The 12,173-nt window shown below is 66.9% G+C and carries 15 protein-coding genes; 6 read left to right on the top strand and 9 right to left on the bottom strand.

Going from position 1 to position 12,173, the window contains the following annotated elements:
• Nucleotides 1-60: 60 nt before the first annotated feature.
• Genes ACOQPH_RS00910 through nthB form a run of 6 tightly spaced genes read right to left on the bottom strand, consistent with a single transcriptional unit; the run spans nucleotide 61 to nucleotide 4,030 of the window.
• Complete coding sequence (locus ACOQPH_RS00910; RefSeq protein ID WP_420622889.1) at nucleotides 61-552, bottom strand: MaoC family dehydratase; 492 nt, start codon at nucleotides 550-552, stop codon at nucleotides 61-63.
• Nucleotides 552-1,679 (bottom strand): hypothetical protein, encoded by a 1,128-nt coding sequence (locus ACOQPH_RS00915; protein ID WP_420622890.1) that lies wholly within the window; start codon nucleotides 1,677-1,679, stop codon nucleotides 552-554. The genes ACOQPH_RS00910 and ACOQPH_RS00915 overlap by 1 nt, the downstream gene beginning before the upstream one ends.
• Before the next feature lie 7 nt (nucleotides 1,680-1,686).
• Nucleotides 1,687-2,226 (bottom strand): UGSC family (seleno)protein, encoded by a 540-nt coding sequence (locus ACOQPH_RS00920; protein ID WP_420622891.1) that lies wholly within the window; start codon nucleotides 2,224-2,226, stop codon nucleotides 1,687-1,689.
• Between the two features lie 45 nt (nucleotides 2,227-2,271).
• Entirely contained in the window at nucleotides 2,272-2,613 is a 342-nt protein-coding gene (locus tag ACOQPH_RS00925) for a nitrile hydratase accessory protein (protein ID WP_420622892.1), read from the bottom strand.
• A gap of 10 nt (nucleotides 2,614-2,623) precedes the next feature.
• Entirely contained in the window at nucleotides 2,624-3,256 is a 633-nt protein-coding gene (gene nthA, locus ACOQPH_RS00930) for a nitrile hydratase subunit alpha (RefSeq protein WP_420622893.1), read from the bottom strand.
• Between the two features lie 21 nt (nucleotides 3,257-3,277).
• Nucleotides 3,278-4,030 (bottom strand): nitrile hydratase subunit beta, encoded by a 753-nt coding sequence (nthB, locus tag ACOQPH_RS00935; RefSeq protein WP_420622894.1) that lies wholly within the window; start codon nucleotides 4,028-4,030, stop codon nucleotides 3,278-3,280.
• A gap of 125 nt (nucleotides 4,031-4,155) precedes the next feature.
• On the opposite strand from nthB, the gene ACOQPH_RS00940 reads away from it, so the two are divergent.
• On the top strand, nucleotides 4,156-4,806 hold the full coding sequence (locus ACOQPH_RS00940) for a 5' nucleotidase, NT5C type (protein WP_420622895.1): 651 nt from the start codon (nucleotides 4,156-4,158) through the stop codon (nucleotides 4,804-4,806).
• Between the two features lie 23 nt (nucleotides 4,807-4,829).
• Nucleotides 4,830-5,627, top strand: a complete 798-nt coding sequence (locus ACOQPH_RS00945) for an NUDIX hydrolase (protein WP_420622896.1) — start codon at nucleotides 4,830-4,832, stop codon at nucleotides 5,625-5,627.
• A 7-nt stretch (nucleotides 5,628-5,634) separates the two neighbouring features.
• Here ACOQPH_RS00945 and ACOQPH_RS00950 read toward each other — a convergent pair whose 3' ends face one another.
• Genes ACOQPH_RS00950 through ACOQPH_RS00960 form a run of 3 tightly spaced genes read right to left on the bottom strand, consistent with a single transcriptional unit; the run spans nucleotide 5,635 to nucleotide 8,575 of the window.
• Nucleotides 5,635-6,156, bottom strand: a complete 522-nt coding sequence (locus tag ACOQPH_RS00950) for a protein-tyrosine phosphatase family protein (RefSeq protein ID WP_420622897.1) — start codon at nucleotides 6,154-6,156, stop codon at nucleotides 5,635-5,637.
• Between the two features lie 8 nt (nucleotides 6,157-6,164).
• Nucleotides 6,165-7,346 (bottom strand): hypothetical protein, encoded by a 1,182-nt coding sequence (locus tag ACOQPH_RS00955; RefSeq protein ID WP_420622898.1) that lies wholly within the window; start codon nucleotides 7,344-7,346, stop codon nucleotides 6,165-6,167.
• Nucleotides 7,347-7,396: 50 nt separating this feature from the next.
• The gene (locus ACOQPH_RS00960; RefSeq protein ID WP_420622899.1) at nucleotides 7,397-8,575 is read right to left on the bottom strand and encodes a hypothetical protein; all 1,179 of its coding nucleotides are present in this window, start codon (nucleotides 8,573-8,575) and stop codon (nucleotides 7,397-7,399) included.
• A 212-nt stretch (nucleotides 8,576-8,787) separates the two neighbouring features.
• On the opposite strand from ACOQPH_RS00960, the gene cysS reads away from it, so the two are divergent.
• The 4 genes from cysS to ACOQPH_RS00980 are packed head-to-tail and all read left to right on the top strand — an operon-like array spanning nucleotide 8,788 to nucleotide 12,083.
• Nucleotides 8,788-10,020, top strand: coding sequence for a cysteine--tRNA ligase (gene cysS, locus ACOQPH_RS00965; protein ID WP_420622900.1), 1,233 nt, complete (start codon nucleotides 8,788-8,790; stop codon nucleotides 10,018-10,020).
• A gap of 60 nt (nucleotides 10,021-10,080) precedes the next feature.
• The gene (locus ACOQPH_RS00970) at nucleotides 10,081-10,851 is read left to right on the top strand and encodes a ParA family protein (RefSeq protein WP_420622901.1); all 771 of its coding nucleotides are present in this window, start codon (nucleotides 10,081-10,083) and stop codon (nucleotides 10,849-10,851) included.
• 35 nt (nucleotides 10,852-10,886) lie between these two features.
• Entirely contained in the window at nucleotides 10,887-11,180 is a 294-nt protein-coding gene (locus ACOQPH_RS00975; RefSeq protein ID WP_420622902.1) for a hypothetical protein, read from the top strand.
• Nucleotides 11,181-11,225: 45 nt separating this feature from the next.
• The gene (locus tag ACOQPH_RS00980; protein ID WP_420622903.1) at nucleotides 11,226-12,083 is read left to right on the top strand and encodes a RecB family exonuclease; all 858 of its coding nucleotides are present in this window, start codon (nucleotides 11,226-11,228) and stop codon (nucleotides 12,081-12,083) included.
• Nucleotides 12,084-12,173 lie beyond the last annotated feature (90 nt).

The following is a 12,173-nucleotide window of genomic DNA, read 5'->3' on the forward strand; positions in this document are numbered from 1 at the left end:
CAAGGATGCACCGGCGACAGCAACATGCCTCGGGTCAATCGGAACGACGAACCAGCGCTCTCAGGCGTCTGTCCCCTCGGCAGGCTTGCGCCACATGAGGGCATTGCGCCGCATGATGGCGACGAGGGTGTCGTCCTGGTTGTAGGCGCGGTGCTCGAACAGCACGATGCCCTGATCGGGCTTGCTCTTCGAACCCCGAGCTGACACGACCTCGCTCTCGACACGCAGCGTGTCGCCGTGGAACACCGGTGCGGGGAAGTCCATGCGTTCGAAGCCCAGGTTGGCGACGGTGGTGCCGTGCGTGGTCTCGTGCACCGAAATGCCGACGACGACTGCGGCAGTGAACATCGAGTTCACGAGCGGCTTGCCGAACTGGGTCTCCGTGCGGGCGTACTCGAAGTCGAGGTGCAGGGCTGCCGGGTTCATCGTCATGGTCGTGAACATGACGTTGTCGGCTTCGGTGATGGACCGCCGCAGCCGATGGTGGATCACCAGCCCCGGTGTCAGTTCTTCGAACCACAAGCCGCCGTGCGGGCGTGGAGCATTGCTCATCAGGCAGCTCCTTGTCCTTTAGTTGAAGTGTCCGATGCGCCGACGCCGAGAGCGTCGGCGATGCCGGGCACCTCGCAGGCCTGGTCGAGTTCGATCTCGGTGTGGACCACCGGGTTCTGGTGCGGGCCGGCGCACCACGAGGGCATCACCATCGTGTACAGGCCCTTGCCGCCCGCTTGGAACACCACGATCCGACTCGGGTCCTTGAGAATCGGCACCATCTCGTCGGGCGGCGAGTCGTTCCCAAGATGGAACACGGACCCCATGCGGACGAGCATGGACGTCGAGTTGGCGGCCCGAGCAGCGAGTTCGGCCTGGACGTCCTCACGGCTCAATCCTGCCTGGGCCAGCACGGCCGTGTGGTCCGGATTCATGATCACCACGAGCGAGCCGTGGCGAAGGTGTGCGTTGTTGCTGCCTGGATTCGCCATCACGGTGGCGATCACGTTCAGCAGGCGGTTGGCCGACTCGGGATCGTCGGCGTCGCCGGTGAAGAACGTCGAGTGGGGCGCCTCGGCGCCTGTCACGATCACGGCGCTCTGGTCGGGTTCGTAGCCGAACGACGTATGCAGTGGCGCGAACGGACTATTCTCGGTGTCCTCTGCAATGCAGTAGGTGAACTTGCCCGGATGGCCGTGCAGTGCCATGTCGGAGACGCCGGGGCGAGCGCCGCCGATATTCATCATCGCCAGTCTCAGCGCCCGACCGATGGAGGCATTGGCCCGGTGACCCGGACCCAGCGCCCCGAAACCCGAGGCAACCTCTCCGCATTGGTGCCGAGCGGGCCCGCACACCACGATGAGCGGCGCGGTGCAGTGGGTGGTGCTCTGCATCTCGGTCAGGTCGAACTCGGGTTTGCACACGGCTCGCACTGCGGCGACGACAACCGGCACGTGGTCGGTCAAGCAGCCCGCCATGACGGCCGCCGTGGCCACCTTCTCAACGCTCGCCACGCCGTGCGCGGGACCCATGACACCCAACTCAACGTCGGTATCGAGCCCAGTCGCGAGCACCATCGCGGCCACTCGTTCAGGAGTCGGGATGACGACCGGCAGACCGTCAGTGAGCCCGAGCGCGTGCAGTTCTTCGAGTGCGTCGGCCTCGCTCCGGGCCTCCAAGAGCGTCACGGCCTGATCAGTTCGTGACGGCGCCGCTCAGGATCGCCACGATCTGTGGCGCGATGTCGGCTGCCACCCGAGCCATGTTGTCCTCGCCGCTGCCGGCGACCGGATGCGGCAGCCGGATGCGGGGAACAGCCGGCATGCCGGTGGCGGCGGCCACGAAGTCGCCTTGGGGCCAGAAAGCATCGGTGACGAGTGCGATGGCGGGAATGCCCTGCCGGGCGACGGAGATGCTGTCACGCACGGTGCCAGAAGTGCAACTGCCTCAATGGCCGTACGCCGCGATCATCGCACCGCATTCGGAGCGGATGTCGGCGAGCATTCCTTCGCCGACAACCGACGAGGCGTCGCCCTTGTCGTAGCGGTAGAACGACGCAGCCGGAAGCCGCTCGGCAAGCGCCTTCTCAACATGGTCGAGGAAGCGGACGCTGTCAGGGAAGCCATTGGCGACCAGGCCGATGGTGATCGGCTGATCGAGCCGTGTGCTCAAGCTGTACGGCTCGGGCGCAGTCTTGGCCTCGCCCCGCGGATCATGGAAGGTGAGGGTGCTCATGGGTCCAGTCTGACACCCGCGCCGCAGGCGCGCGTGCTGTGGGGATCAGTGGTCGTGACCGGGCGGCCGGGCCGCGTACCGCTCGGCGCGGTTGGCGAGCGCCCGAGCGGCCAACAGCCCGTGGTCGGCTACTGCATGTTCGAGTGCAATCAGCCAGCAGCGGTAGTAGTTCCAGGCCTCGGGTGTCTCGTCGCTGTGAGAGCTCGCCTCCCATGTGGCGATGGTCTCGATGAGGTGCTCCCGGAACTCATCCCACGTGAAATGACCACCGTCGACGAGGTCGGCCGCGAGACCGAATGCCCGGGCTTGCCAGGGCTCGGAGAAGACCAGTTCGCCGTTGTCACGCGGCGGCGCGGCATCGGTGCCTTCCAGCAGCTCGATAGTCATGAGCGAAGCGTCACTGAGGGTCGGGATCGGTAGCTCGAGCCACACCGATCATCGAGTCCCGTGTCACCAGGTCCGCCAAGCGCTCGACCAGCCAGCCGTCAGTGCCCGATGGCCGCTCGGGCAGCACCAAGAACCGGGTCTCTGAGCTGGAATCCCAGATGCGCACCTTCGTCTCGGGCTCAAGTTCCAGGCCCATTTCGGCAAGAACCGCCCGCGGTTCGCGCACCACGCGGGCCCGGTACTCGGGGCTCTTGTACCAGTTCGGCGGCAGCCCCAGCAGCGCCCACGGGTAGCACGAGCACAGCGTGCAGACCACAACATTGTGCACTCCGGGCTCGTTGGCCTTCACCTCGATGTGTTCGATCTCGGGACCGCGCATACCCATCTCGGCCACGACTGCGTCGGCGTCGTCGAGCAGGCGCTTGCGCAGTGCCGGGTCGGCCCAGGCGCGGGCCACCAGATCGGCGCCGATCATCGGGCCGATGTCGTGCTCGAATCGTCGGATCGTCGCGTCGATCCTCTCCCGATCGGCCAGACCCTTCTCGACCAACAGGTCTTCGAGCGCCTCGACGCGGATCTCCGGCGATGAGGCGTCGTGATGATCGTGGCCGTGATCGTGGCCGTGGCCGTGTTCGTCGTGCATTTGTTCCCCCGTCGCCGCGCCTCAGTCGTCGTCTGCTGCCGTGAAATAGCACTCGTAGAGGTCGACGTGAATGGTGGCGTCCTGCTCAGCGTCTTCGCCCCAGAGCGTTTGGGAGTCGTAGCCCACGCAGTACACGTGCTGGGGCCGTTCGCCCATGTCATGCGCCGTGCTGTCGGGCAGCACCTCGGCGGGATGCAGCTTGACAACCGTGCCCCGCTTGCCCACGACGTACCCCGGCAGCCGAGTATGGCCAATTTGTGCCGGTGCCGGTGCCGGTGCCGGTGCCACCACCCGATCTCCGACGCTGAAACGGGGAGCATCGTCAAGTTCGCGCCGAACCGTGCGGCGTTCCGGTGCCGGCGTGAGCCGATCCGCTGGCAGCAGATCCGGGTCCAGAGCGGCGACCAGGGCCACGCGCTGGACCGGGGATGACGCAGTGGCCTCTGCAGCGGGCAGATCGGTGCGTTCGGCCACCCGGCTCGCCATCTCATCAGGACTGATCACGCCGTACTCAGCGAGCAGCACCTCGAAGCCCGCGAGCCAGCGTCCGTAGTAGCCGTGGCTGAAGTAGTCATCGGGCCCCAGACGTTCCAGTACGTAACGGAACTCCCCGGGCCGGCGAGCCGTGGAGGCAGTCACGGTGCCGAGCAGACCGAAGACGCGCCGTTCCCAGTCGGCGTGAAACGGCGGCTCGTGCAGATCGTGGGGCACCGGTCCGTATCCGGGGGCGCCGCCGAGGTCGTGAACACGGCGCTCATGGGAATTGGGTTGCATCGGCCACAGCTTCGCACCTGCGGCGATCGTCGCCGCAGTTTGAGACAACGGCGGTCATTCGGCGTTCGCTGCAGTTGGGCGATATCGCCGGTGTCTGGGGGGGGCCGTGTTGTTAGGTTGCGTGAATGCCTGAATTCGTGCTGGCAGTCGACCTCGACGGGGTGTGCGCGCAGCACACCGAGGCGTTCCGGCGAGTTGTCGCGCGAGAGCGGAACGTCAGTGAAGACACCTTGCCACTGGTGCGCAGCTGGAGCTTCTCCGAGTGGGGCTTCAGTGAGGGCGACTTCGAAGAGCTGCACAAGGTGGCGGTCCTCGAGTACCGCATGTTTCGCGACATCGAGCCAATGGCAGGATGCTCGGAGGCGCTGTGGCGGCTGTCCGATGCCGGGGTCTGGATCCGAATCGTGACGCACCGGCTATACACCAGCTGGGGCCACCGGGTCACCGTGAGCGACACGGTGGAATGGCTTGACCGGCAGCGCATTCCCTACCGGGATATCTGCTTCCTCGCCGACAAGTCGGTGGTGAACGCCGACGCTCACATCGAGGATGCGCCGCACAACATCGAGGCCATCCGAGCTGCCGGCGGTCATGTCATCGCATTCGACCAGCCGTACAACGCTCACGTTGACGGCCCACGTGCCCACGACTGGACCGAGGTGGAGGAGATGATCGTGGAGCTGATGGCGGCGGCCGGAAGTGCTGTGGCGCGCCCGCTGCCTGGCATGGATGCGGGCTCGGACCGGCTCGAGTTGCGCACCCGGGACACGACATGAGCAGCACTCCAAGTGCATCAGCAATGTCGCCACCGATCGACGCGGCAACGGTGGTCGTCTTGCGAGACGCTGAGCCGGCTGCGGCGCCCGGGCACGGCTTCGACCTTGCGGCGAGCGACGTCGGCGCGCACATCGAAGTGCTCATGCTGCGCCGAAACTCACGCGGTTTCTTCGGCGGCATGTGGGTGTTTCCCGGGGGCCGGGTCGATCCGCCCGACAGGGAAAGTCCCGGCGACATCGTGAGTCCCTGCGATCCCCGCACGGTGGATGGTGCAGCAGGACTTCACAACGGCGACGCCCGCGGCTTTTGCACGGCGGCGATCCGAGAGGCGCACGAGGAGGCAGGCATCGACCTCTCAAGTGCCGGTTTGGTGCATTTGGCCCACTGGCTGCCGCCGCCAATCCGGCCCAAGCGCTTCTCGACCCAGTTCTTCATCTGCGCGGCCCCCGCCGAACTGGACGCCGTGACCGTCGACGGCAGCGAGATCCTCGACCACGCTTGGGTCTCGCCTGCTGCTGCGCTCGCCCGCAGGGCAGGGGGAGAGATCGAGTTCGTCACGCCCACGTTTGTGACCTTGACGTGGCTGTCGGGCTTCAGCCGCACCGCAGACGTTCTGGCCTCCGTGAGCGGACATACCTGCTTCCACACCGAGATCATCCAGTCACCCGAGTCCGACCCGGGCCATGTCGCGGTCTATGTCGGCGACGTTGCCTTTCCCGACGGCGACCTCGACACGCCCGGTCCGCGTCGTCGCTGCACCATGGTCCGTTCTGGCTGGCGCTGGGAAGAACACGACGGCACCGCCGCCGCCACACGCTGAAGCCGCCTCAGCTGCTCGCTTGCAATTGCCGGGCGGCGCCCCTGAGGCGGGCGATTTGGTGTTCTTGGGGCGGGCCGTCGGGGCCGCCGCCGGGGCGGGCAGCCCGGAAGTCGAAGGCGGCTGTCGCCGGATCGGCGCCGAATGCGACCATCGTCAGAATGCCGATGACCGCCGTGCGGGCCATACCTGCGCCGCAGTGCACGAGCACGCTGTCGCCGCGCTCCATTGCTGCGACGACGGAGGCCACAACCTTGAGGACCGGCTCATCACTCGTCACGCTGCCGTCCGGCGTCGGCAGCCATAGGGCACGAGGGTTGCCGGTTTCGTCGCTGTGCGATTCAAGCCACACGCCGTACTCCGGATAGCGCAGCTCGATCTCGCGGCTTGTCAGCATGCACACCAAAACCGATGCACCTACGCGGTCGAGCGCCGCCTGCGCGTCCGGCCCGACCGCGGAGAAGTTCGTCACGAACAACCGGCCCGTGTCCTGGGCGGCCTTGAGCGGGATCTCGTCAATGCGGTGCAGCACGGCGCCCGCTACGCGTCGTTCTTGCGGAATCGGACTGAGCTGCTGTCGCGCTTCGAGAAGCGCGCAAAGCGGGGCTTCGGCTCTTCGGGAGGCTCTGGCAACGGCGGCCACGCATCAGACAGCTCCTGCTGGCCGGTGCGGCGCAACTCTTCGAGCTCGTCGCGGCTGTAGGGCTCTGGCCGGGGATCGAGTGCCCGGTAGCGAGCCTCGGCGCTCGCAAAGTTCACCTCGGTGAGCAGGTCGTCGATTAGCGTGCACGGCTCCCAGTCGGCGCGAGGTCCGAGATACACGTACCCATCAGCAACATCGCGCAGCCGCAGCGAGGTCTCGGCACCGTCGACCGAGCCGCGTACCTCAGTCATCGCGACGCTGCCGAGCGACGAGGCCACGAGATCCAATCCGAAGCGGATGTCGGTGCTGCCACGCCCCTCGGGAGAGCGAGAGACCAGCTCCTCAACGCGCTCCGTCGCAGTGGAGTCGGCCACTGCTCCGTGGAAGACGACTCGCCGACAGCCGTCGCTCATCCAGCGCCACAGGAGGTTTCCCGCGGAGGTTGTGGGTGTGCCGTCAGCCCACTCGACGAGGCCAGTGGTGGTGGAGGCGATGTTCATGTACACGATCGCCCGCTCTCCCCGGCGCAGCACCTCCGCGGTGAGCACGCTGGCGGCATGGAACGCCGACATGTCGCGGTAGTGCCCGCCGAGCCACCAATTGCGAAGCCCGAGCTCGGCGGCTGAGCGACCGTCAAGCAGATCCGGGTCTTCCACGTAGGTCGGCAGGCCGAGCGCGATCACACGGATGGGCCGCCGGTCCGAGTCTCGACGGCGTTCTGCTTGATTGTGTTTCCAGACGGCGTGTAGCACGTCGGCGTACTCCTGGTAGCCGAATCCAGCGCCGAGCAGGTCGACAAAGAGGTCGACGCAGGCGCGATCGTCCCAAGCTGACGCTTCGGTCAGGGCATCGAGTTCGGCCTGACGGCGCGAATTGGTGAACTCCCAGGCGAGGTTGGAGACTCCGTTGTCGGCCAGCTCGCCGAGCGTGCCCGCCAAGAAGCGCAGATGCTGGCGAACCCCGATCTGGTCGCCCAGCAGGACGACCTGGTGTCGACCGCAAATGTCGCCGAGGTACTCCTCGGGCGATGCGATCGCGGAAGGCGGCCGCTCGTCGTCGGTGGGGGCATCGGGCGGCACTGCCAATGAGTCTGCCCGGAATCCGACCGGAACCTGACAGTACGGTTGCCCTAGAGCACCTGTGTCCAGGCCAGCTCGGCCGCCGAGGCCGATTCGGACACCGCCGCAGCGAAGTCGCCTGCGGTCGACTGGCGGTCCCGCAGCACCGGGTCGAGGGCGTACCGCCGAGCGTGCTCCACGTGTACCGCTGGCACGGGTTCGGGCAGCGGCGTGGGCGCCCGACGCTCGAAGTCCCGTTCGAGATAGATCCAGCCGGTGGCAAGGCTGCCGAGCGGCTCGCGGTCGAGACTCGTGGTGCACCCGAGCCGTGCCGGCGGACCCCGGTCAACGTCGAAGGCAAGCGGCACGGCGAGGTCGTCGTTCATGGCGAACGTCGCGTCGAGTACGCCGTCGGCAACCAGCGCGTAGTCGCACAGCTCGCCATCGGCGGGGAGCGGCTCGTGGATCAGCACCGTGACCGCACGGTCAGCCACCACCTCGTACAGACGGTTCGCCGCGCCGACCACGTACCCGCCGACGACCTCGGCATCGATGGCATCCCACACCCGGTGCGGTAGCCGTCGCGCTCGCGTGAGCGCATGGGCTGTGCGTGTCAGCACGAGTGCACGATGTCCCGGCTCGATCACCTCTGCGAGCAGCACCTCGCACATGTGGGCAGACACCGGGCCGCGACTGCGCAGGTGCGGCCATGCGTACGACGTGCGCAGGTCTGCTGTGTCGGTGACGGCATCGAGGTCCAAGTCGTAGTCGAGCCCCAGCACGCGCATCGGCGCACCGCTGCCGACGAAGCGGCGGTTCACTTCCCAGACCGCGCTCAGCACGTCCAGGTACTCGCGGTAGGCGAAGTTGTGCCGGATACCCCAGCGCAGTAACGCCTCGCGTGCGAGTGGCTCGTCGAAGGTCGTGCCAGTGACCACCGCATCGAGCCGCGCTTGGTCGTCGACGCATGCGTACTCGATTGCCACGATGCCCACGCCGGATCGGTATGCAGCGGCAACGAGGTCTTGCAGGAACAATCCGGCACGTCGCGTCGGGGTGTGGTGACCCACGAACACGACCTGGTGACGTTCGAAGAGATCGCTCACATAGGTGAGCGGGTCGGTGCCGTGGGCTCTCAGCCAGTCGGCAAGCTCGTCGATCAGCACTGGCTGTATCGGCGGCAGCTCGCGGCGGTTCCGGTACAGGGCAATTCGCTCGAGCAGCGCGCGGTCACCTCGACGCTCGTCCACCCGCTCCGACAGTACCGGGCAGGTGATCGTCGAACCAGCCTTTGGAACTCCGGAGCCAGTGCCGTCGCAGAGAGGCTGAGGACCGACGTCGAACGGCGCAGGACTCACCGAGACGGGTTGGCCGCGGCAACGCCGCGTATGGTGGTCGCCGATCCGAGCCCGCTTGAATCTGGGTGCGAGCACGGCGACGAATCCGCGCCGCAGGCGCAGAAATGAGACGGGAGCGCGACACCGACGTGGGAATGCGCCTGTACGACACCGCGCAGAAGACGGTCGTCGAGCTGGAGCTCGGCGATCACGTCGGCATGTACGTGTGCGGCATCACGCCCTATGACGCCACACACCTCGGACACGCCGCCACCTACCTGGCATACGACCTGATCATCCGCCGGCTCGAAGACATGGGCCACACCGTCACGCTGGTGCGCAACTACACCGATGTCGACGACAGCATCCTGCCCAAGGCGTCCGAGCTGGGCGAGCACTACCTGTCGCTGGCCGAGCGCGAGATCGACCGCTTTGCAGCAGACATGGCGGCGCTGGGGACGCGGCCTGCTGCGTACGAGCCTCGGGCCACTCGATCTATCGACGCCATGATCACCATGATCGCCAAGCTGCTTGACGCCGGTCACGCCTACGTCTCGGCCGATCGAGTCCTCTTTGACGTGGCAACCTTTCCCGGTTTCGGGAAGCTGTCGGGCTATAGCGCCGAGCACATGACGGCGCTTGCGGCCGAGCGTGGGGGCACTCCCGACGATCCCCGCCAGCGCAACCCTCTTGATTTCGTGCTGTGGCAGGCCAGCGCAGATGGCGAGCCCTCGTGGCCGTCTCCGTTCGGTCCGGGGCGGCCCGGCTGGCACATCGAGTGCTCCGCGATGGGCCACGCAGCGCTCGGCGAGACCATCGATATTCATGGGGGAGGCGATGACTTGGTCTTCCCGCACCACGAGTGCGAGATCGCCCAGAGCGAGGCGATTCACAGCGCACCGCTTTCCCGCTACTGGGTGCACGCGGGCCTCGTCTCCTACCGGGGCCACAAGATGTCGAAATCGCTCGGCAACCTCGTGTTCATCTCGGATCTGCGCGCCCGCATCGACCCGAGGGCCATCAGGCTGGCGCTGATGGCGCACCATTATCGAACCGAATGGGAGTGGTTCGATTCGGAAGGCCTCACTGCTCAGCGCGACCTCGACACATTGGTTGGTGCGGCGGGTGGGGCAGCAACAGCCACCGGTTCAGCCGGCGGGTCATCGGGCCTGTTCGCTGAGGTGCAGGCTGTGCTCGATGACGATCTCAATGCTCCGACGGCCCGCGATGCGTTGCTCGGTGCCGCTGCAGCGGTCGAACGTGGGGCTGGGGGCGCTGCGCTGCGGGGCGAGTTGGTGGCTGCTGCGGCGCTGTGTGGCATCGACCTCAACAGGCCGCCTGCAACTGCAGCGAAGTGACACGATGCAACCGCAGCGCCATGACACAGTGCGCCCCAAATCCGGTGTAAGGCAGTAGCGATGGTGACGCTGGCTGTGGTCAACCAAAAGGGCGGCGTGGGCAAGACAACGGTCGCACTCGGCATCGCTGAAGCCGCTTGCGCTGCGGGCCACAGCGTGCTCGTCGTCGATCTGGATCCTCAGTCCAACGCATCTGCCGGCCTCGGTGTGTGGAATGCCTCCCCGAACATCGACGGCGTGCTGGCGGACGCGACGCCCGGTGCGGCTCTGGCGACAGTCGTGAGCAGTAGTTGGCCGCCCGATGGGCCGTGCCCGCAGCTGGTGCCTGGCAGCTACGCGCTGGCAAGCCGCGAGCCTCAGATGGCCGCCGACCTTGTCGGTGCTCAGGATCGTCTGCGGATTGCCCTGGCTGGCGTGAACCATGATCTCGTGCTCATCGACTGCCCCCCGTCGCTGGGACTGCTGTGCATCAATGGGCTGTTCGCAGCCGATCGGGCTCTCGTCGTGACCGAACCGGCAGCCTGGGCGGCCGATGGCGTCGACCTGATGCGGTCCACGATCAATCGGGTTGCCCAGCGTCAGGGCACTCCGACGGTCGCCGGCGTCGTGTTGAACCGAGTGGGGCGCACACGCGACAACGCGTACTGGGCTCAGCAGCTTGCCGAGCGCTTCGTCACCGAGCTCATGCCACCGATCCCGCAGCGAGCCGCCATTGCCGAGGCCTCGGGGCAATCACGACCGCTGCGGGCGCTCGGACGCCGGCCCGGCGCGCCCGAGGCGGTGCAGGCATTTGACGAATTGTGGGCAGACCTCCAGCGCCGGTTGGGCTGAGGGGCCAACGGTACGCTCAGGCGTGAGGCTTCACCATGGCCAACTATGACCCGAACCGACCGCGGCCGAGCATTGACGGGTCGGCCGCGCTTCCAGGCGACGCACTGCCCGATGAGGCTCAAGAGATGCCGCCGGCTGCGTCTGCGCACCCCCTTGACACCGATTCCGATGCTGATCCGGCTCCCGCCCCTGCGTCGCACCTCCTGCCGCGGCACGCCGAGCCCGTCGACCGCCGCCTGCTTGCGGCCTTCGGAGGCGCTGTTGCAGTTGGATGGCTGATCACAGCGGTTGTCGCATGGTGGCTGTGGCGACGCTGGCGTCGACGCTGAGAAACCATCCACGCTCGCAATGATCAGATGGGCCACGCTGTGAATGTGGAACCCCACGCAGGCAGCGTCACTGCCGATGTTGCCCGTGACGTCGAGGCTCCCCACAGCTTGAGCCCTTCAGGCGCGTCGACGTTTCGGCAGTGCGCGAGGCGCTGGAAGCTCCGCTACATCGACAAGCTGCCGGACCCGCCCGGCGAGCCAGCGCTGCGCGGCACCTTCGTGCATCACGTGCTTGAGGAGTTGCTCGCGGCCGCACCCTTGCAGCGCACGCTCGAACGCGCGCGTGCCATCTGCCGGGACCTGTGGCCACAGTTGGCAGACGACCCCGACTTTGCGGCGCTGGAACTGCCGGCGGAGAACGAACGCGCTTTTCGGTGGAATGCGTGGCGCGATATCGAGGGCTACTTCCAGCTGGTCGATCCCACACAGGTCGACGTGGTGGATCGCGAGCGCGACGTCCAGACGTCGCTGGAAGGGGTGCCCTTCCGGGGCATCGTGGATCTCGTGGACCGGGTGCCCGATGGGGTGCGCGTCACCGACTACAAGACGGGCCGTCCGCCCGGGCAGCGCTTCGTCGACAGCCGGCTGTCGCAGGTCTGGCTGTATGCAGCTGCGCTTGAGACAGTGGGCAACGACGTCAGTGAGGTGCGGCTTCTCTACCTGGGTGAGACAGGCTCGGGCCGCGACGACCGGAAGCCCACCGAGATCGCTCGTCCATTTGATCCGGATGCAGTCTCAGCGGCCGTCAACGAGCACAGCAGCACCTGGGATCGGATCGCCGAGGCCACAGCCTCCGGCCGCTTCGAACCCACTCCGGGCCCGCTGTGTAGTTGGTGCCCCTACCGCGACGACTGCCCCGAAGGCCAACTCGAGCATCAGCGGAGGCACGGGCTGGCTGCGTGAGCCAGCCCGCATCAAGCTCGGCTGGCTGCGTGAGCCACGCCCGGTTCGTTCGCGCCATGCTGTAGGCGGACCTTGCGAACCGGGGAGCAT

Origin of the sequence: Candidatus Poriferisodalis sp. (genome assembly GCF_965221945.1) — a bacterium.
Lineage (GTDB): Bacteria > Actinomycetota > Acidimicrobiia > Acidimicrobiales > Poriferisodalaceae > Poriferisodalis.

Coding starts and splice junctions, on each gene's coding strand:
- ACOQPH_RS00940 (WP_420622895.1), top strand. CDS start 4,156: ATGCCTGAATTCGTGCTGGCAGTCGACCTCGACGGGGTGTGCGCGCAG.
- ACOQPH_RS00975 (WP_420622902.1), top strand. CDS start 10,887: ATGGCCAACTATGACCCGAACCGACCGCGGCCGAGCATTGACGGGTCG.
- ACOQPH_RS00970 (WP_420622901.1), top strand. CDS start 10,081: ATGGTGACGCTGGCTGTGGTCAACCAAAAGGGCGGCGTGGGCAAGACA.
- nthB (WP_420622894.1), bottom strand. CDS start 4,030: ATGCAACCCAATTCCCATGAGCGCCGTGTTCACGACCTCGGCGGCGCC.
- nthA (WP_420622893.1), bottom strand. CDS start 3,256: ATGCACGACGAACACGGCCACGGCCACGATCACGGCCACGATCATCAC.
- ACOQPH_RS00945 (WP_420622896.1), top strand. CDS start 4,830: ATGTCGCCACCGATCGACGCGGCAACGGTGGTCGTCTTGCGAGACGCT.
- ACOQPH_RS00925 (WP_420622892.1), bottom strand. CDS start 2,613: ATGACTATCGAGCTGCTGGAAGGCACCGATGCCGCGCCGCCGCGTGAC.
- ACOQPH_RS00910 (WP_420622889.1), bottom strand. CDS start 552: ATGAGCAATGCTCCACGCCCGCACGGCGGCTTGTGGTTCGAAGAACTG.
- cysS (WP_420622900.1), top strand. CDS start 8,788: ATGAGACGGGAGCGCGACACCGACGTGGGAATGCGCCTGTACGACACC.